Genomic DNA, 16,612 nt, shown 5'->3' on the forward strand with positions numbered 1-16,612 from the left:
GACGAGAAGACGAGAGGGACCGGATGCGACACGCATCCGGTCCCTCTCGTCGTCTGTGGCGGCTACTTCTTGTAGTTCGGCGCCTCGACCACGATCTGCACGTCGTGCGGGTGCGACTCCTTGAGCCCCGCCGAGGTGATGCGCACGAACTTGCCACGCGTCTTGAGCTCTTCGATGGTGCGCGCGCCGACGTAGAACATCGACTGACGCAGTCCGCCGACCAGCTGATAGGCCACGGCGGAGAGCGGACCGCGGTACGGCACCTGCCCCTCGATGCCCTCGGGGATCAGCTTGTCGTCGCTGGGGACGTCGGCCTGGAAGTAGCGGTCCTTGGAGTACGAGGTCTGCTTGCCACGGGTCTGCATGGCGCCCAGCGAGCCCATGCCGCGGTACTGCTTGAACTGCTTGCCGGACTGGAAGACGATCTCGCCCGGGGACTCGTCGGTTCCGGCCAGGAGCGAGCCGAGCATCACGGCGTCGGCACCGGCGACCAGGGCCTTGGCGATGTCACCCGAGTACTGCAGTCCGCCGTCGGCGATCACCGGAACCCCCGCGGGACGCGCGGCGAGCGACGCCTCGTAGACCGCGGTGACCTGCGGGACGCCCACACCGGCGACGACGCGCGTGGTGCAGATGGACCCGGGACCGACACCGACCTTGACGGCGTCGACGCCCGCGTCGACCAGCGCTTGGGCGCCCTCGCGGGTCGCGACGTTGCCGCCGATGATGTCGATGTGCTCGAACGAGGTGTCGGCCTTGAGACGGCGGACGAGGTCGATGACGCCCTGCGACTGCCCGTTGGCGGTGTCGACAACGAGCACGTCGACACCGGCGTCGCGCAGCGCCTCCGCACGCTCCCAGGCATCGCCGAAGAAGCCGATGGCGGCACCGACGCGCAGGCGGCCCTGGTCGTCCTTGGTGGCGAGCGGGTACTTCTCGCTCTTGTCGAAGTCCTTGATGGTGATGAGGCCGGCGAGCTTGCCGTCGCCGTCGATGAGCGGCAGCTTCTCGACACGGTGCTTGGCGAACAGCGCGATGACCTCGCCCGCGGCGACGCCGACGGGAGCGGTCACGAGGTTCTCCCGCGTCATGACGTCCTTGACGAAGGTGGTCTGACGCTCGAAGCCCGAGACGAACCGCATGTCGCGGTTCGTGATGATGCCGACCAGCTTTCCTTCGTCGTCGACCACCGGAAGACCGGAGATGCGGTACTTCGCGCAGAGGTTGTCGACTTCTTCGACGGTCGCATCCTGCGTCGTCGTGATGGGGTCGGTGATCATGCCAGACTCGCTGCGCTTGACGCGGTCGACGTGCGCGGCCTGGTCGGCGATGGAGAGGTTACGGTGCAGGATGCCGATGCCGCCCTCACGGGCCATGGCGATCGCCATGCGGGATTCGGTGACCGTGTCCATCGCGCTCGACAGCAGCGGGGTGGCGACCGAGATGCGGCGCGTGATCCGCGACGAGGTGTCGGCCTCGCTGGGGATCACGTCGGTGTGCCCGGGGAGCAGCAGCACGTCATCGTACGTCAGTCCGACGAAGCCGAAGGGATCGTGCTGTTCCATGGATTCTCCTTCTGCGCGAGTCGCGCATGTCCGAGTGCGAGGGGGTGGTCGACGTCGGCCGGTGCGGGGCCGCGGCCCGTATGAAGATTCTAAGCGAGACACGCCCGAGAACATTCCCAGAGCCCCGTCGTTACCGGACTGTTGGCAGGGACCGTAGGCGAATCGCCGATCGCGCATTACGCTCAAGTGCGTCGTCCATCCCCGCGGTCGACCCGACACCGCGGAGACACAGCACTCAAAGTGGAGGTTGCGTGGGACCCACAACAATCGCCGTGCAGCGAAAGCGCCCCTGGGTGGTCGCGCTGCTCGCTATCCTCATGGCGCTCACCGCGTTCGTGTTCCTGCCCCCCTCATCGGCTTCGGCCGAGACGACGGACGACGGGCAGGAGGTCACGGAGTTCTACTTCGCCGGTGTCGTCACCTTCGATGATCAACCTGTCGAAGGCGTCGTCATGTCCATCGAGGGCAAGGGCTTCAAGGGTGAGACCGAGACCGACGCCGAAGGCAAATGGCGTCTCTACGTGCCCGAGAAGGAGAAGTACACCCTGACGGTCGACGAGTCGACCCTGCCCGAGGGCGTGATCGTCGACGCGACCCAGTTGCCGGAGGGAACGCAGCCGATCGCGGGGACGACAGCCTCCTTCGAGGTCGAGTTCGGTCTCACCGGGACCAAGATCATGAATCTGTTCCTCGGCGAGGGCCAGCGGGTCACGGTCTCCTTCATCGACCAGCTGCTCTCGCGACTGGTCGGCGGCCTGAACTTCGGTCTCCTGCTCGCACTCGCCTCGATGGGTGCCGCGCTCATCTACGGCACCACCCGGTTGTCGAACTTCGCGCACGCGGAGATGGTGACGTGGGGCGGTCTCGTCGCCCTGGTCACGACCACGTTCTGGCATCTCCCGCTCTGGCTCGGCATCGCCGCGGCCGTCATCGGCGGCGGCCTGTTCGGCTGGGCGCTGGATGCGGGGATCTGGCGTCCGCTGCGGCGACGTGGGCTCGGTGTCGTCCAGCTCATGATCGTCAGCATCGGACTCTCCCTGGCCCTCCGCTACGCATTCCAGTTCATCATCGGCGGAGGCACGTACCAGCTCCCCGGCGCCAGCCCCACGCCGATCCAGTTCGGTCCGATCTCGCTGTCCTACATCGACATGATCGCGATGGGCGTGAGCATCGTCGTGATCCTGGCGGTGGCGTTCTTCCTGACACGCACGCGGATCGGCAAGGCGACGCGAGCGATCTCCGACAACCCCCAGCTCGCCGCCGCCTCCGGCATCGACGTCGACAGGGTCATCCGCTACGTCTGGATCCTCTCCGGAACACTGGCCGCGATCTCCGGCATCCTCTGGGCCTACTTCCGCCCGGGTGTGAAGTGGGACATGGGCATGCAGATGCTGCTGCTGATCTTCGCCGCCATCACGCTGGGCGGTCTCGGCACGGCGTTCGGCGCCCTCGTCGGCTCCCTCATCGTCGGCATCGCGGTCGAGGTCTCGACCCTCTGGATCCCGTCGGACCTGAAGTATGCGAGCGCTCTCGTGGTGCTCATCGTCATCCTCCTCGTGAGACCGCAGGGTCTGCTCGGACGCAGGGAAAGGCTGGGCTGATCACCATGGACTTCGGAAGCATCTTCTCGAACACGGCCGTCTACCTGTTCAGCCCGGTCACGATCGCCTACGCCCTCGCGGCGACCGGCCTCGCCGTGCACTTCGGATACGCGGGTCTGCTCAACTTCGGCATGGCCGCCTTCATGGCCATCGGCGGCTACGGCTACGCCATCTCGGTGCTGAGCTTCGGCCTGCCCTGGTGGATCGGCATGCTCATCGGTCTGCTCGGCGGCGCGTTCTTCGCCGTCCTCCTGGGCATCCCGACGCTGCGCCTGCGTGCCGACTATCTCGCGATCGCGACGATCGCGGCCGGTGAGATCGTCCGCCTCCTGTTCACGACGCAGCTGTTCGACGAATGGACCAACAGCGCCGACGGCCTCGCGCAGTACAACGGCGGATTCCGCGATGCGAACCCCATCCCCACGGGCACCTACGGGTTCGGCCCCTGGATGTACAGCGCGAACGATCTCTGGAACCGCGTCTTCGGCGTGATCGTCCTGGCGGTCGCCATCCTCCTGGTGTGGGCGCTGATGCGCAGCCCGTGGGGTCGTGTGCTCAAGGGCATCCGCGAGGACGAGGACGCGGTGCGCTCGCTCGGCAAGAACGTCTTCGCCTATAAGATGCAGGCGCTCGTGGTGGGTGGTGTGATCGGCGCCGCGGGCGGGATCATCTTCGTACTCCCCTCCGCGGTCGTCCCCGGCAGCTACTCGACGTCGCTGACGTTCTTCCTGTGGACCATCCTCCTTCTCGGCGGCGCGGCCACGGTGTTCGGCCCCACGCTGGGAGCGGTGCTGTTCTGGGTGGTGTTCGCCTTCATGGCCAACCTGCTCCCCTCGATGGCGAAAGCAGGGCTGCTGCCGATGTCCGACAGCCAGGCATCGACGCTGGTGTTCGTCTTCGTCGGCATCGCGCTCATGCTGCTCGTGATCTTCCGCCCCCAGGGCATCCTCGGCGACAAGAGGGAGATGACCTTTGTCAAATGAACTGACCCCCGAACAGGTCCCCGGCCCCGGCGATGACGCCGCGACGGCTGCGCCGTCCACGGGGAGCATCCGCCGCCCGAAGACGACCGGCCTGACCAAGGGAGAGGTCAAGCCCGGCGTCGCCAAGGTGGATCCGATCCTCGTCATCGATGCGGTCCAGCGTCGTTTCGGTGGCCTGACCGCCGTCGACGTCGATCACCTCGAAGTGCCCCGTGGCGCGATCACCGCTCTGATCGGCCCGAACGGCGCGGGCAAGACGACGCTCTTCAACCTGCTCTGCGGATTCGACAAGCCCAACAGCGGCACCTGGTCGTTCGACGGCACCAGCCTCTCCGGAGTGCCGTCGTTCAAGGTGGCCAGGATGGGGCAGGTGCGCACGTTCCAGCTGACCAAGTCGCTCTCGCTGCTGACCGTCCTCGAGAACATGAAGCTCGGTGCTCCGCATCAGCGCGGCGAGGGCTTCTGGTCGAGCCTGTTCCCCTTCCTCTGGCGCGCACAGGACACCGAGATCGAAGGCAAGGCACGGGAACTGCTGACACGCTTCAAGCTCGACGCCAAGGAGAAGGACTTCGCCGCGTCGCTCTCGGGCGGTCAGCGCAAGCTCCTCGAGATGGCCAGAGCGCTGATGAGCGATCCGACGCTGGTGATGCTCGACGAGCCGATGGCCGGCGTCAATCCCGCCCTCACACAATCGCTTCTCGACCACATCCTCGACTTGAAGGAGCAGGGGATGACCGTGCTCTTCGTCGAGCACGACATGCACATGGTCCGCCACATCGCGGACTGGGTGATCGTGATGGCCGAGGGCCGCGTCGTCGCGGAAGGGCCTCCCGACGAGGTCATGGAGAACCCGGCGGTCGTCGATGCCTACCTCGGTGCGCATCAGGACCTCGACTTGGGAGCGGTCACCGGGCGCATCCCCGTGCTCGAGGACGCCGCGGCGGTCAGACTCCGCGAGAAGATCGAAGCAGAAGCGGAGGCCGAGCTCGAAGCGAGCGATCCGGTCTCCGGGACCGAGGGGAAGGGCAGCGCATGAGCGCGGAGACGCCGACCAACGCACCGCAGGCCGTGCCGCAGGACGACGTCGTCGTCGAGCTGACCGATGTCCATGCCGGATACCTCCCCGGAGTGAACATCCTCAACGGTGCGAACCTCATCGCCCGCCAGGGGGAACTGATCGGGATCATCGGCCCGAACGGCGCCGGCAAGTCGACCCTGCTGAAGGCCATCTTCGGTCTGGTGAACGTACGCAGCGGCGACATCACGGTGAAGGGCGAGAGCATCGTGGGCCTGAAAGCCGACAAGCTCGTCCGGCGCGGGGTCGCCTTCGTTCCGCAGACGAACAACGTCTTCCCCTCTCTCTCGATCGAGGAGAACCTGCAGATGGGGCTCTACCAGAACCCCAAGATCTACACGGAGCGGCTCGAATTCGTGACCGGCATCTTCGCCGAGTTGGGAAAGCGGCTCAAGCAGCGCGCAGGCTCCCTCTCCGGCGGCGAGCGGCAGATGGTCGCGATGTCGCGCGCGCTGATGATGGACCCGTCGGTTCTGCTGCTCGACGAGCCGTCGGCAGGTCTCTCCCCCGTGCGTCAGGATGACGCGTTCATCCGGGTGTCCGACATCAACAAGGCCGGCGTCACGACGATCATGGTGGAGCAGAACGCCCGACGCTGCCTGCAGATCTGCGACCGCGGGTATGTGCTCGACCAGGGCAAGGATGCCCACGAGGGCACCGGTCGGGATCTGCTGAACGACCCGAAGGTGATCGGTCTCTACCTCGGAACGCTCGGCACCGACGCGGCCTGAACCGCCGACGCCGACGCGGCGACACCACGACAGGACATCACACGACAAAGGCCCCGGATCGGATCCGGGGCCTTCGTCATGTGATCGTCTGATCAGTTGGTGCGGGTGATCATGTTGTCGGCACCGTACTTGTAGATGCCGATCGATGCGCCCTGCGGGTCGCCGGCCTCATCGAAGGTGATGTCGCCGGAGTAGCCGTCGTAGTCGGCCGTGCCGCCGTCGTTGATGATCTTGGCGCACTCGGCGAAACTGGTGCACTTCTTGCCGTCGCCGGAACCGCCCGAGACCTCCTGCATCTTGGCCGCGATGTCCGCGCCCTCGGTGGAGCCCGCCGCCAGCGACGCCAGAGCCACGAGGATGACGGCGTCGTATGCCTCAGCCGCGTAGGTGAAGTCCTTGACCTCGGGGTTGCCCTCGCCGGTCCAGTAGTCCTGCAGACGCGAGGTGAAGTCATCCGCGAGCGCAGGACCGGCCTTGGTTCCCTGCGCGCCCTCGAGCGAGACCGGGATCTCCGTGCCGTAGTCGGACAGGTTGCCGTCGACCATGTAGAACTTGTCGGCCGAGATGCCGGCGTTCACCAGCAGCGGTGCGATGGTCTTGAACTGGTCGAACGACACGATCGCGACCGCGTCGGGGTTCTGCGCCTTGATCGACTCGACCTGCGCGTCGAACTGCGCGTCGCCCACGTTGAACGAGACCGACTCGACGACCTCGCCGCCGGTGCTCTCGAACGTCTTCGTGATGGCGTCGTTGAGGCCGGTGCCGTACGCGTCGTTCTGGTAGATGATGCCGAGCGTCTTCGCGCCGTCCTCGGCGATCAGGTTGCCGAGCACCTCGCCCTGCAGCAGGTCACTGGGGGCGGTGCGGAAGTACAGGCCGTTGTCATCCCACGTGGTGAAGTCGGGCGACGTGTTCGACGCCGAGATCTGCAGGATGCCTGCGCTCACGTTGCCGTCGAGGATGAGCTTGGAGACGCCCGACGCCGCGGCGCCGACGATGGCGGAGACGCCCGCGCCCTGCAGCTTGGTGATCGACGTCTCGTAGGCCTTGGTGTCGGTGTCGCCCTCGTCTTCGGCCGTCAGGTCGATCGTGACGCCGGCGGCGGCGTCGTTGACCTCCTGGACGGCGAGCCCGACACCGGACTCCATGGGCGGGCCGAGGAACGCCAGCGAACCCGTCTGCGGAAGCAGCGAACCGAGCTTGAGCGTCAGATCGGCGGCGGGCTTGTCGCTGCCGCCGCTCTCCGAGCTCGGAGTGCTGCTGCAGCCGGCGATGACGATGGCGGATGCACTGATCAGTGCGATCCCGGCGAAGACCTTCGCTGTGCGCGAGCCCTTCAATGCGTTCATGATGCTCCCTTGCGTAACTGAACGTGGATTGTGGCCACAATCGGGTGCTCTAACACTAGGGCGTGAGTCCCGCGCACAGGGGTCGCAAGTATCTCGGTGCGTTAACGATCCGACACCCGGTCCCTCGGCGGATGAATCCGGGGATCAGGCGGGTTCGGCCCGGGGAATCCTGCGCCCCCGACGCGCGGCGAGCAGCAGGTCGACGATGAAGACGCCGATCGCGATCCACACGATGATGAAGCCCGCCCAGCGTTCGGCCGGCATCGGCTCATGCAGCACCAGGACGCCGATGAGGAACTGCATCACGGGGGTGATGAACTGGATCATGCCGATCACGGTGAGGTTGATGCGTCGGGTCCCCGCGGCGAAGAGCAGCAGCGGGACGGCCGTGGCGACACCGGCGAAGGCCAGCAGCAGCGCGTGCGCCCAACCGTTCGTCCCCATCGTGATCCCCGTGGTCTGTGCGACGACGATCAGCTGCACCACCGCGATGGGGATCAGCCAGAACGACTCCAGTGTCAGACCGCTGACCGCATCGACGGCAGGGCCGATCTTCTTCTTGATGAGTCCGTAGACCCCGAAGGACGCGGTGAGTGACAGCGCGATCCACGGGAACTCCCCGTAGGCGACGACGATCACGACGACGGCGATCGCGGCGATGCCGATCGCCGCCCACTGCAATCGGCGGATGCGCTCCTTCAGCACGAAGACGCCGAGCAGGACGGTCGTGATCGGGTTGATGAAGTAGCCCAGACTCGTCTCGACGACGTTGCCGCTGAGGGTTCCGATCAGGAACACCTGCCAGTTGACGTAGATCAGCAGCCCCGCGAGCGCCGTCCAGCCCAGCAGCCGGGGTTGCCGGATGATGACGCCGAACGCCGCCCAGCCACGCATGACCGTGAGCAGCAGGAGGCAGAAGACGAACGACAGCAGGACGCGCCAGGCGACGACCTCCCACGGCCCCGTCGGAACCAGGAGGAGGAAGTAGAGGGGAAGCACACCCCAGAGGAGGTAGGCCCCACCGGCGTAGGCGACGCCGGCGGTCTGCGCGGCGCGGGTGGTCTGTGGTGGCACCGCACAACCCTATGCCCGCGGCGGCGTCGCGAACCGCGCCGCCGGCCCGTCGATCGCAGTTCGGCAGGAATCGGACGCTCGCTGGCGGATGCAGAAGGGGCCCGGATGCGATACGCATCCGGGCCCCTTCGATGGCCTTGCCCGCCCCTCAGGAGAGACGGGAATCAGGTTCCGCAGATCAGCGGACGACGACCGCCAGGACGTCGCGAGCCGACAGGACGAGGAACTCGTCTGCGCCGAACTTCACCTCGGTGCCGCCGTACTTGCTGTAGAGCACGCGGTCGCCGACAGCGACGTCGAGCGGAACACGGTTGCCGTTGTCGTCGATGCGGCCGGGGCCGACCGCCACGACCTCGCCCTCCTGGGGCTTCTCCTTGGCGGTGTCGGGGATGACCAGGCCACTCGCGGTGGTCTGCTCGGCCTCGACCTGCTTGATGACGATGCGGTCCTCGAGCGGCTTGATGGAAACCGACACGGTCTACCTCTTCTTTCTTGACGCTGACACGAAAGACTTGTTCGCACTCTCAACCCGAGAGTGCTAATCCAGTCTAGGCGCTCGGCTGGCACTCACGCAATGCGAGTGCCAGTGCGCGCCGCAGTTCGACGACTCGCACGGGCAATTAGGCTGAGCGGGTGGAGATGTCCGAGCTGCGCGCCCTGCTGACCCCCGCCGGTCTCGAACTGCTCGACGCGGTCGGGCCCATCGAATCGACCGCCGATGTCGCCCGCACCATCTCGCGGCTGCGCGCGGGCGGCCACTCCCCCGAGCTGGTCTCCGCCGTCGTCGGCCAGGCCCGCCTGCGCTCCAGGGCCACCGCGAAGTTCGGGCCCTTCGCCGCACGCATGCTGTTCACCCGCGCGGGGCTGGAGCAGGCGACGAGGCTGGGCGTCGCAGCCCGGCATGCGCAGCGGATCCGTCACGCCGGTTTCACCCGTGTCGCCGACCTCGGCTGCGGAATCGGCGGTGACGCCCTGGCCTTCGCCGGCGCCGGACTCGATGTGCGCGCCGTCGATGCCGACGACGTGACCTCGGCGATCGCCGCCTACAACCTGGCCCCGTTCGGCGACAGCGCGGTCGTCGACCATCGCACGGCCGAAGACGCCTTCTCGTCGCTGGACCCGGGGAGCGCGGTCTGGATGGACCCGGCCAGACGCACTTCGGGTCACAGCGAGACCCGACGCGTCTCGGCCGACGACTACTCCCCCTCGCTGGACTGGGCATTCGAGGTGGCGGCTCACCATCCGACCGGTATCAAGCTCGGACCGGCACACGACCGCGACGCTCTGCCGGTCGACGCCGAGGCGCAGTGGGTCAGCGCCGACGGCAGCGTGGTCGAACTGGTCGTCTGGAGCGGCGCGCTCGCCCGGGAAGGGGTGCGGCGGGCGGCCCTCGTGATCCGCGACGAGCGCTCGCACGAGCTGACGGCGCCGGCGGACGCCCCCGATGAACCCGTGCGCGAGCTCGGCGCGTTCGTGCACGAACCGGACGGCGCCGTGATCCGTGCGCGGCTGATCGGCGAGGTCGCCCGGAGCCTGGAGGCGGGGATGCTCGACGAGCACATCGCCTATCTGACCTCCGACGCGGCGTTGACGAGTCCTTTCGTGCAGTCCTTCCGGGTGCGCGAGACCCTCCCGGCCCACCCCAAGGCGATCAACGCCGCCCTGCAGGCGCAGGGCATCGGGCGCCTGGAGATCAAGAAGCGCGGAGTCGACGTGGATCCCGCCGCTTTCCGCAAGAAGCTCACGCTGCGTGGGGATCAGGAGGCGACACTCATCCTGGCCCGCATCGGCGATCAGCGCCGCGCGATCCTCGCCGACCGGGTGCCCGCAGCGAACTGACCCCCGCTCAACGCTCCGCGTCGCGACCCGGCGGCTCGACCACGATGGGGTCACCGGGAGGCGCGTCGACCCGGACGGTATCCCCCGGCTCCGCGCCGGTCACCGGCGCGTCGGTGATGGTCAGATAGGGCGTCTGCCACCTCGTGAACCGCGCCTCGAGCACCGACGAGCCGACGACCCCGCCGGAAGCCCCGTCGACGTCATCGATCCGCGCTTCGATCCCGGATTCCGCTGCCGCGTCGAGAGATGCGCACGCCGTCAGATCGACGGCGTCGACGACGAGGCACTTCTCGATCTCGCCCTCGTCCGAGAGACGGTCCCCGACCCACACCGGGGCCGTGCGGAAGTAGCCCACGATCTCGATCGTGAACGCGAACCCCTCATCCACCAGTTCCTCTGCCCGCGTGCGCTCGTCGCCCGCGAACTGCGAGGGCGCCGTGGAGGGCATCGACCAGTGCTGGAGCACGACCATCGGCTCCCCCGTCGTCGATACGAGCATCGTGGCGTTCACACCCCCCACGCCACGCGGGTCGCCGTCCGGGTCGTCGTCCGGCGCGGCGAGCGGCACGGGAAACGACACGCTCAGGCCGCGTCCGGTGTCGGCGACCGGCAGACAGTTCGACTGCGACTGTTCGCCCGCATCGAGGATCACGCACACGATGCTGCCGTCGTCCTTGGTCGCGTACCACGCCAGGGCCTCCTCGTCCCGAGCGACAGCACGGAGCGAGCCGGGGTCGAAGTCGGCCGCGGCGAGCACCTCTCGGCGTTCCTGCTGCGCTGCCGTGAGCGGGATGCTCCCGTCTCGTGGCGCGAACACGACCCCACCGATGGCGGTACCGAGCGCCAGAAGCAGGACGGCGAGCGCCGACACGCCCCACCGATAGCGCCGAAGGGCACGGCGAACCGCGCCCCATGACCGTGGCGCATCCACCGGCTCAGACTCAGGCGCAGGCTCAAGCTCAGGCACCGGCACCGGCACCGGCACCGGCACCGGCACCGGCACCGGCTCAGGCTCAGACTCAGGCGCAGGCTCAAGCTCAGGCTCAGGCTCAGGCTCAGGCGCATCCACCGGCTCAGGCGCATCCACCGGCTCAGACTCAGACAGAGGACGCTCCGGGCCGATGCTCACCGCGAGTGGCTCCGCAGGAGTCGGCGTGCTCGTCGACATCGCGGATCGTCGAGCGTCCTCGAGCTCACGCAACCGCCGGAGCTCGTCATCCGTCACCACACCGTCGCGGGCGTAGGCCCTGCGCCGGAGCGCGCGGAGCTCGTCGGCGTCAGCCTCCCCCTGCACGGCCAGCACCCCCCTCACGCCTGATCGTCAGAGAGGAGTTCCCGTTGCTCGCGGTCGGAAGCTCGAGGCGCACGAGCTCGCCGCTCGCATCGTCGAGCACGTTCAGCACCAGCGTGGCACCCTGCTCCTGCATCGTGAGTGCATCCGCGCAGACGCGCGGGAAGCGGTCGTCCGAGCCGTCGTAGATCAGGCAGGTCTGGAAGCCCTCGAGCTCCATCCCCGTCCACACCGGCACCTCTCCGTCGTAGCCGATGACCCAGAGCGAGTTGATCTCGAACCCCTGCCCGGCGATCCGCTTCGCCTTCTCCGCTTCCTCGGCGTTCTCGTAGATGACGCCGTTGGTGGTGCCGGGGCCGTACTCCGACGTGTGGACGGCGACGGCGGGCTCCCCGGAGGGGGCGAACATCAGCTGCACATTGAGCTCGCGTCTGATCTCGTCCTTCGACTCCAGCGTGACCGCGCCGAAGAGCCCCGTCCTCTCGACCGTCTCGGTGCGCTCGCAGGTGGGCAGGGCCGACGGGGATGTCGCCACGAGCAGGCACGTGCTCTCTCCGTCGTCCTTGGTCGCCGCCCAGATGACGGCGCCCTGTTCCACCGCGAGGGCGCGCAGGGATCCCTGATCGTAGCGCCCACCCGCGATCAGGGCGCTCTGCCATTCCTGCTGCTGCGCACTCAGGGCGACCGAAGCGGTGCCGGATCTGCCGAAGAGCATCCAGCCGCACCCCACACCGACGATCAGCAGCACCGCGACGGCGATCGCGGCCGCCCGCCAGTGCACGCGCAGCAGTGGGAGGACGCGCGGGGCGATGTCGTGCGAGGCTGCGTCGGCCGACGCCCCCTCCGCAACAGACGTCTCCGCATCCGACACCTCGGCGGCATGCGTGCCCTGGCGCTCGGTTCCGGCGTCCGGGAGATCGACCGGGGATCGTCCAGCCGCCTCCGACGCGGAGGAAGTCACGGCATCGACGGGTGACGCCTCGCCGCGCGGCGCGATCGGACGCGCGACCCGGCGCTCCTCCAGCTCGCGCAGTCTGACCGCGTCGGCGCCCGTGAGCGAGGAGTCCCGGGCATAGGCCCGCGCCTGCAGGGAGCGCAGTTCCTCGAGCTCCGCCCCGTCCAGCACCGGTCAGCCGAGTCTCTCGAACTGCATGCCAGCCCAGACCAGCCAGCCCAAGCTGTAGACCGTGGCGCAGAGACCGAGCACGAGCGCCCACCGCGCGATCGCCCGGCTCTCGACAGGGCGACGCAGCGACATGATCGCCGCGATCACCGAGACCACCGCGACGGGGATGCCCCAGCCGACGAAGAACGATGCCCCGAGAGCCACGATCGCGGCCAACAGCGCCCACGGAGCGAGACGGGTGTCGTCGATCGGCACGGATCCCGTCGACGGCTCCCACTCCGTGTCATCGGGCGCATCGATGTCCGGCCCGGTCGCGACGACCGGTTCGATGCCGACCGGCCCGGTCGGCATCTTGGTGTAGCCGTCACGGCGGGCGCCGGGCAGACGAGCGCTGCCGGCCGGATGCTCGACCTCGCCGCTGGGACGTTCGATGCGCGCCGCCGGCGTCGTCGAGGGTGTCGCCTCGGGAGAGCCGGAAACGTCGCTCATGCCGACACCGCCTCCGCGATCTGGATCTCGGTCACGGGAAGCGTCGAGTCCGCACCGAAGTCCAGGGTGGACGGACGGCGGCCGGACGAGATCAGCTCGGCGGCGAGCGCCGCGATCATCGCGCCGTTGTCGGTGCACAGGGACAGTGGCGGAATGCGCACCGTGACCCCCGCGGCTCCGGCCCGTTCCAGAGCGACCTCGCGCAGACGCCGGTTGGCGATCACGCCGCCTCCGAGCAGCAGCCGCGGCACACCGAGGTCGGCGCAGGCGGCCAGCGCCTTCGTGACCAGAACGTCCACCACTGCTTCCCGGAAGCTCGCAGCGACATCGGCGACCGGGACCTCGACCCCCTCGGCTTCACAGCGCTCGACCCAGCGGGCCACCGCCGTCTTCAGCCCCGAGAACGAGAAGTCGTAGCGGTGCTTCGCCAGGTCGGAGGCACGGGACAGCCCGCGGGGGAACCGGATCGCGTTCGGGTCACCGTCGGCCGCTGCCCGGTCGATCTCCGGTCCGCCGGGATACGGCAGCGACAGCAGACGGGCGACCTTGTCGAACGCCTCTCCCGCCGCGTCGTCCATCGTCTCCCCCAGCAGCTCGACGTCGGTGGTGAGATCGCGCACATGCAGCAGCGAGGTGTGTCCACCGGACACGAGCAGCGCGACGGTCGGATACTCGAGCGGAGCGGAATCGGCGGTGAGGATGTCGGCGGCGATGTGCCCGACCAGATGGTTCACCGCGTACAGGGGCTTGTCGAGCGAGACCGCCAGGCCCTTCGCCGCGCCGACGCCGACCATCAGGGCCCCGGCGAGCCCAGGGCCGCTCGTGACGGCGACCGCGTCGAGGTCGTCCAGGCGCACATCGGCCTCGGCGAGTGCCGCATCGATCGCCGGCTGCAGCGCCTCGAGGTGCGCTCGGGCGGCGACCTCGGGCACGACGCCGCCGTATCGCGCGTGCTCGTCCATGCTCGAGGCGATGGTGTTCGAGAGCAGGGTACGTCCGCGTACGATGCCGATGCCCGTCTCGTCGCAGCTCGTCTCGATGCCGAGGACCAGCGGTTCGCTCATGACTTCGCCTCCTCGGCCGTGGCGCCCGGCACCGGGTGACCTGGCAGTTCTCGACGCATCACGATCGCATCGACGTCGTCGGGCTGATAGTAATGCGGGCGGCGGGCGATCTCTTCGAAACCCTCGGCCAGGTAGAGCCCCTCGGCAGAGGGGTTGTCGGCCCTCACCTCGAGGAAGATCTCGCGCGCACCACGCTCCGAGGCCGCCGCGAGCAGCGCACGCAGCAGCGTCCTGCCCCGCCCCTGGCCGCGGTACTCGGCGAGCAACGCGATGGTCTGGACGTCGGCGTCGGCGCTTCCCTGCAGGGCGCGCACCCCGCCGTACCCGACCACCGCCCCCTCATGCTCGTCGACCAGGTACCGTCCGTGCGGGCTCGCCAGCTCGGCGGCCATGGTCTCCGAGCTCCAGGCGTCCGACGGGAACGACCGGTTCTCGATCGCCATGATCGCGTCGAGGTCTTCGACAGTGGCGTTGCGAAGCGTCATGTGCCCACCTTCTTCGGGGCGCCGGGGAGCGTGACGTCGGGGTGACGCATGTAGAGAGGCTCGTCGCCGGCGAGGGCGCGACCGGCCGCGAGCGCGCGTGCGCCGACCCGCGCCAGATCCGTCCCGGAGAGCGTCGCCACATCGATACGTCGGATGCCGTCGAGGTACGCGTCGGCCTCTGTGGCCCGCACGAGCACGGTGTCGGAGACGATCACCGGGATGCCGTCGTCGTCGAGGCCGTGGAACACGGTGATGGCGACCTCGCGGCGGCGGGCGTCCGTCACGATCGCGAACGGTACGGTCGCGGCGTCGGCCTCGAGAGCAGTGAGTGCTGCCGCGAGATGGCTGGGGACGGGGATCACCGGCAGTCCGCGCCCGAGGGCGAAGGTGCGCGCTGCGGCGATGCCGATGCGCAGCCCGGTGAAGGGACCGGGTCCCATGCCCGCGACCACGTGGGTGATCTGGGCATCGCCCGCCTCGTGGAGAGCACGGACGAGGAGGTCGCCGATGACCTCGGCATGGCCGAGCGGGTCGACGGCACCGGCTTCGGCGCGGCGCGTCCCGTCGGCATCGATGAGGGCGACAGCCGTGCCCAGGGAAGTATCGACGGCAAGGATCACGACTCCAGATTAGCCGCCGCCGCCTGAGGAGAGCGGCCGACGGGAGCCCAGGTCCGGGGTCAGCCGAGCGGGGCGCGCAGCGGGTAGTCCTGATCCTCGAGGATCACCTGCGATGCGGCTCCCGTCGTCCGGTTGACGATCACCGGGGCGAGGAGATTCACGCTCACCCCCTCAGCGGACGGATGGGCGACCACGAGGATCAGCGCGTCATCCGGCGATCCCAGCGCAAGCCCCTCCGCCTGCTCGTCGGTCAGGGTCGGCGCGTACTCGCTCAGGACGCTCCGGGGATCGACGAGGTAGAGGCGCAAGGCGGAGTCGTCGACGGCGCGCATCGAGAAGAGCCCGTCGGATCCGTCGACGGGTGCGAGCGCGAAGTCGACGTGGGGGGCGAGTCCCGGCGGCGGGGCGAGGAAGGTCAGTGCGGCGGTCATCGGAGGAAGTCCATGAGCGAGGGCTGGAGGACGCGCGCATTCACGGCGAGCGCCGAGCGGTACACGAGCTCCTGTGCCTGCAGGCGCACGAGCACCTCGATCGAATCGACGTCCTCCACCGCCGTCCTGCGGGACTCGAGGGACACGGAATTCTGCACTGCCGCCTCCTTGGCGCGTTCGATCTGAGCCTGCCTGGTGCCCACGGAGCCCTGCACCGCGAGCATGGCCGTACGGCGACCGTCGATCTCGCCGAGCCGGGGACCGACGTTCGTGCCGGATCGGAGGTCGGCGACGATCTTGTCGACGAGGGCGAAGACCGAGTCGTCTCCGGTGCCGTACACGGCGGCGCCGTCGGTGTCGACGCGGACGGATGCCGCGTCCGACACCCGTCGGGTGACCTCGGCTCCGGGCACCCCGCTGTGGCTGTAATCGGCAGCGAAGGCCGCGGTGTCGGAGGTACCGGCGAACACGGAGCGTCCGAGCAGCCGGGTGTTGGCCTGGGAGAGGAGCTCTTTGCGGATGCCCTCGAGCTCGACGGCGAGGGCCTCCTTGGCGGTGGCGTCGAGCGCACCGTCGTTCGCTCCCTGGGCGGTGAGGTCGCGGACGCGCCCCAGCAGGGCCGTGCTCGCGGTGATGGCCGTGTCGGCGGCGGTGACCCAGGCCAGGCCGTCGTCGATGTTGCGGGCATACTGCTCGGTGCGCCGCTGTTCGGCATGCAGTGCGAGTGCGGCTGCCGCGGCTGCCGGATCGTCGGATGGGGCGGCGAACGCGCGCTGGGACGTCGCCTGCTCCTGCAGACGCGCCAGCTCGGAGAGGTTGGACTGCAGCTGGCGCATGGCCGTCTGCGTCATCGCGGATGACGTCACTCGAGAGATCACGGTGCTCCTTC

At 68.6% G+C, this 16,612-nt stretch carries 17 protein-coding genes; 5 read left to right on the forward strand and 12 right to left on the reverse strand.

Translation table 11 applies throughout. From position 1 onward, the window contains the following. Window positions 1-62 precede the first annotated feature (62 nt). On the reverse strand, window positions 63-1,565 hold the full coding sequence (guaB, locus tag L687_RS26925; RefSeq protein ID WP_021198909.1) for an IMP dehydrogenase: 1,503 nt from the start codon (window positions 1,563-1,565) through the stop codon (window positions 63-65). Between the two features lie 317 nt (window positions 1,566-1,882). Here guaB and L687_RS26930 point away from each other — a divergent pair, with 317 nt between their 5' ends. From L687_RS26930 to L687_RS26945, 4 genes are all read left to right on the forward strand, one after another. After that, window positions 1,883-3,166 carry a branched-chain amino acid ABC transporter permease gene (locus L687_RS26930; protein WP_036271499.1) on the forward strand — a complete coding sequence of 428 codons (1,284 nt, stop codon included), beginning with the start codon at window positions 1,883-1,885 and terminating at the stop codon, window positions 3,164-3,166. A gap of 5 nt (window positions 3,167-3,171) precedes the next feature. After that, a complete protein-coding gene (locus L687_RS26935) occupies window positions 3,172-4,149 on the forward strand; it encodes a branched-chain amino acid ABC transporter permease (RefSeq protein ID WP_021198911.1) in 978 nt (325 codons plus the stop codon). Window positions 4,150-4,216: 67 nt separating this feature from the next. Then, on the forward strand, window positions 4,217-5,185 hold the full coding sequence (locus L687_RS26940; protein ID WP_046398881.1) for an ABC transporter ATP-binding protein: 969 nt from the start codon (window positions 4,217-4,219) through the stop codon (window positions 5,183-5,185). Beyond that, complete coding sequence (locus tag L687_RS26945; protein WP_021198913.1) at window positions 5,182-5,955, forward strand: ABC transporter ATP-binding protein; 774 nt, start codon at window positions 5,182-5,184, stop codon at window positions 5,953-5,955. The genes L687_RS26940 and L687_RS26945 overlap by 4 nt, the downstream gene beginning before the upstream one ends. Before the next feature lie 92 nt (window positions 5,956-6,047). Here the strand turns inward: L687_RS26945 and L687_RS26950 are convergent, their stop codons facing one another. The 3 genes from L687_RS26950 to groES all read right to left on the reverse strand — a co-directional run bounded on the left by L687_RS26950 (window position 6,048) and on the right by groES (window position 8,853). Further along, window positions 6,048-7,304, reverse strand: a complete 1,257-nt coding sequence (locus L687_RS26950) for an ABC transporter substrate-binding protein (RefSeq protein ID WP_021198914.1) — start codon at window positions 7,302-7,304, stop codon at window positions 6,048-6,050. A gap of 144 nt (window positions 7,305-7,448) precedes the next feature. Further along, window positions 7,449-8,378 (reverse strand): EamA family transporter RarD, encoded by a 930-nt coding sequence (gene rarD / locus L687_RS26955; RefSeq protein ID WP_021198915.1) that lies wholly within the window; start codon window positions 8,376-8,378, stop codon window positions 7,449-7,451. Between the two features lie 178 nt (window positions 8,379-8,556). After that, window positions 8,557-8,853, reverse strand: a complete 297-nt coding sequence (groES, locus tag L687_RS26960; protein ID WP_017203655.1) for a co-chaperone GroES — start codon at window positions 8,851-8,853, stop codon at window positions 8,557-8,559. Between the two features lie 158 nt (window positions 8,854-9,011). Here groES and L687_RS26965 point away from each other — a divergent pair, with 158 nt between their 5' ends. Beyond that, window positions 9,012-10,217: a THUMP-like domain-containing protein gene (locus L687_RS26965; RefSeq protein WP_031206853.1), complete on the forward strand. Its 1,206-nt coding sequence runs from the start codon at window positions 9,012-9,014 to the stop codon at window positions 10,215-10,217. Window positions 10,218-10,224: 7 nt separating this feature from the next. Here L687_RS26965 and L687_RS26970 read toward each other — a convergent pair whose 3' ends face one another. The 8 genes from L687_RS26970 to L687_RS27005 all read right to left on the reverse strand — a co-directional run bounded on the left by L687_RS26970 (window position 10,225) and on the right by L687_RS27005 (window position 16,601). Further along, window positions 10,225-11,088 (reverse strand): hypothetical protein, encoded by an 864-nt coding sequence (locus L687_RS26970; RefSeq protein ID WP_152525863.1) that lies wholly within the window; start codon window positions 11,086-11,088, stop codon window positions 10,225-10,227. 406 nt (window positions 11,089-11,494) lie between these two features. Further along, a complete protein-coding gene (locus tag L687_RS26975) occupies window positions 11,495-12,634 on the reverse strand; it encodes a hypothetical protein (protein WP_021198918.1) in 1,140 nt (379 codons plus the stop codon). Between the two features lie 3 nt (window positions 12,635-12,637). Continuing rightward, the gene (locus tag L687_RS26980) at window positions 12,638-13,123 is read right to left on the reverse strand and encodes a hypothetical protein (RefSeq protein ID WP_021198919.1); all 486 of its coding nucleotides are present in this window, start codon (window positions 13,121-13,123) and stop codon (window positions 12,638-12,640) included. Beyond that, window positions 13,120-14,187, reverse strand: a complete 1,068-nt coding sequence (tsaD, locus tag L687_RS26985) for a tRNA (adenosine(37)-N6)-threonylcarbamoyltransferase complex transferase subunit TsaD (protein ID WP_021198920.1) — start codon at window positions 14,185-14,187, stop codon at window positions 13,120-13,122. The genes L687_RS26980 and tsaD overlap by 4 nt, the downstream gene beginning before the upstream one ends. Then, a complete protein-coding gene (gene rimI / locus L687_RS26990) occupies window positions 14,184-14,672 on the reverse strand; it encodes a ribosomal protein S18-alanine N-acetyltransferase (protein ID WP_021198921.1) in 489 nt (162 codons plus the stop codon). The genes tsaD and rimI overlap by 4 nt, the downstream gene beginning before the upstream one ends. Then, window positions 14,669-15,292 (reverse strand): tRNA (adenosine(37)-N6)-threonylcarbamoyltransferase complex dimerization subunit type 1 TsaB, encoded by a 624-nt coding sequence (tsaB, locus tag L687_RS26995; protein WP_021198922.1) that lies wholly within the window; start codon window positions 15,290-15,292, stop codon window positions 14,669-14,671. The genes rimI and tsaB overlap by 4 nt, the downstream gene beginning before the upstream one ends. 59 nt (window positions 15,293-15,351) lie before the next feature. Next, entirely contained in the window at window positions 15,352-15,723 is a 372-nt protein-coding gene (locus tag L687_RS27000) for a flagellar assembly protein FliW (RefSeq protein WP_021198923.1), read from the reverse strand. Further along, the gene (locus L687_RS27005) at window positions 15,720-16,601 is read right to left on the reverse strand and encodes a flagellin N-terminal helical domain-containing protein (RefSeq protein WP_029258616.1); all 882 of its coding nucleotides are present in this window, start codon (window positions 16,599-16,601) and stop codon (window positions 15,720-15,722) included. Before L687_RS27005 ends, L687_RS27000 begins: the two co-directional genes overlap by 4 nt. Window positions 16,602-16,612 lie beyond the last annotated feature (11 nt).

The sequence above is a fragment of the Microbacterium maritypicum MF109 genome (assembly GCF_000455825.1).
In the GTDB taxonomy this organism is placed as follows: domain Bacteria; phylum Actinomycetota; class Actinomycetes; order Actinomycetales; family Microbacteriaceae; genus Microbacterium; species Microbacterium maritypicum_A.

What these genes read in the sequence shown, in the direction of transcription:
- guaB (WP_021198909.1), bottom strand. Translation starts at nt 1,565, where the DNA reads ATGGAACAGCACGATCCCTTCGGCTTCGTCGGACTGACGTACGATGAC.
- L687_RS26935 (WP_021198911.1), top strand. Translation starts at nt 3,172, where the DNA reads ATGGACTTCGGAAGCATCTTCTCGAACACGGCCGTCTACCTGTTCAGC.
- L687_RS26980 (WP_021198919.1), bottom strand. Translation starts at nt 13,123, where the DNA reads ATGAGCGACGTTTCCGGCTCTCCCGAGGCGACACCCTCGACGACGCCG.
- tsaD (WP_021198920.1), bottom strand. Translation starts at nt 14,187, where the DNA reads ATGAGCGAACCGCTGGTCCTCGGCATCGAGACGAGCTGCGACGAGACG.
- L687_RS26950 (WP_021198914.1), bottom strand. Translation starts at nt 7,304, where the DNA reads ATGAACGCATTGAAGGGCTCGCGCACAGCGAAGGTCTTCGCCGGGATC.
- L687_RS26945 (WP_021198913.1), top strand. Translation starts at nt 5,182, where the DNA reads ATGAGCGCGGAGACGCCGACCAACGCACCGCAGGCCGTGCCGCAGGAC.
- rimI (WP_021198921.1), bottom strand. Translation starts at nt 14,672, where the DNA reads ATGACGCTTCGCAACGCCACTGTCGAAGACCTCGACGCGATCATGGCG.
- L687_RS26930 (WP_036271499.1), top strand. Translation starts at nt 1,883, where the DNA reads ATGGCGCTCACCGCGTTCGTGTTCCTGCCCCCCTCATCGGCTTCGGCC.
- L687_RS27000 (WP_021198923.1), bottom strand. Translation starts at nt 15,723, where the DNA reads ATGACCGCCGCACTGACCTTCCTCGCCCCGCCGCCGGGACTCGCCCCC.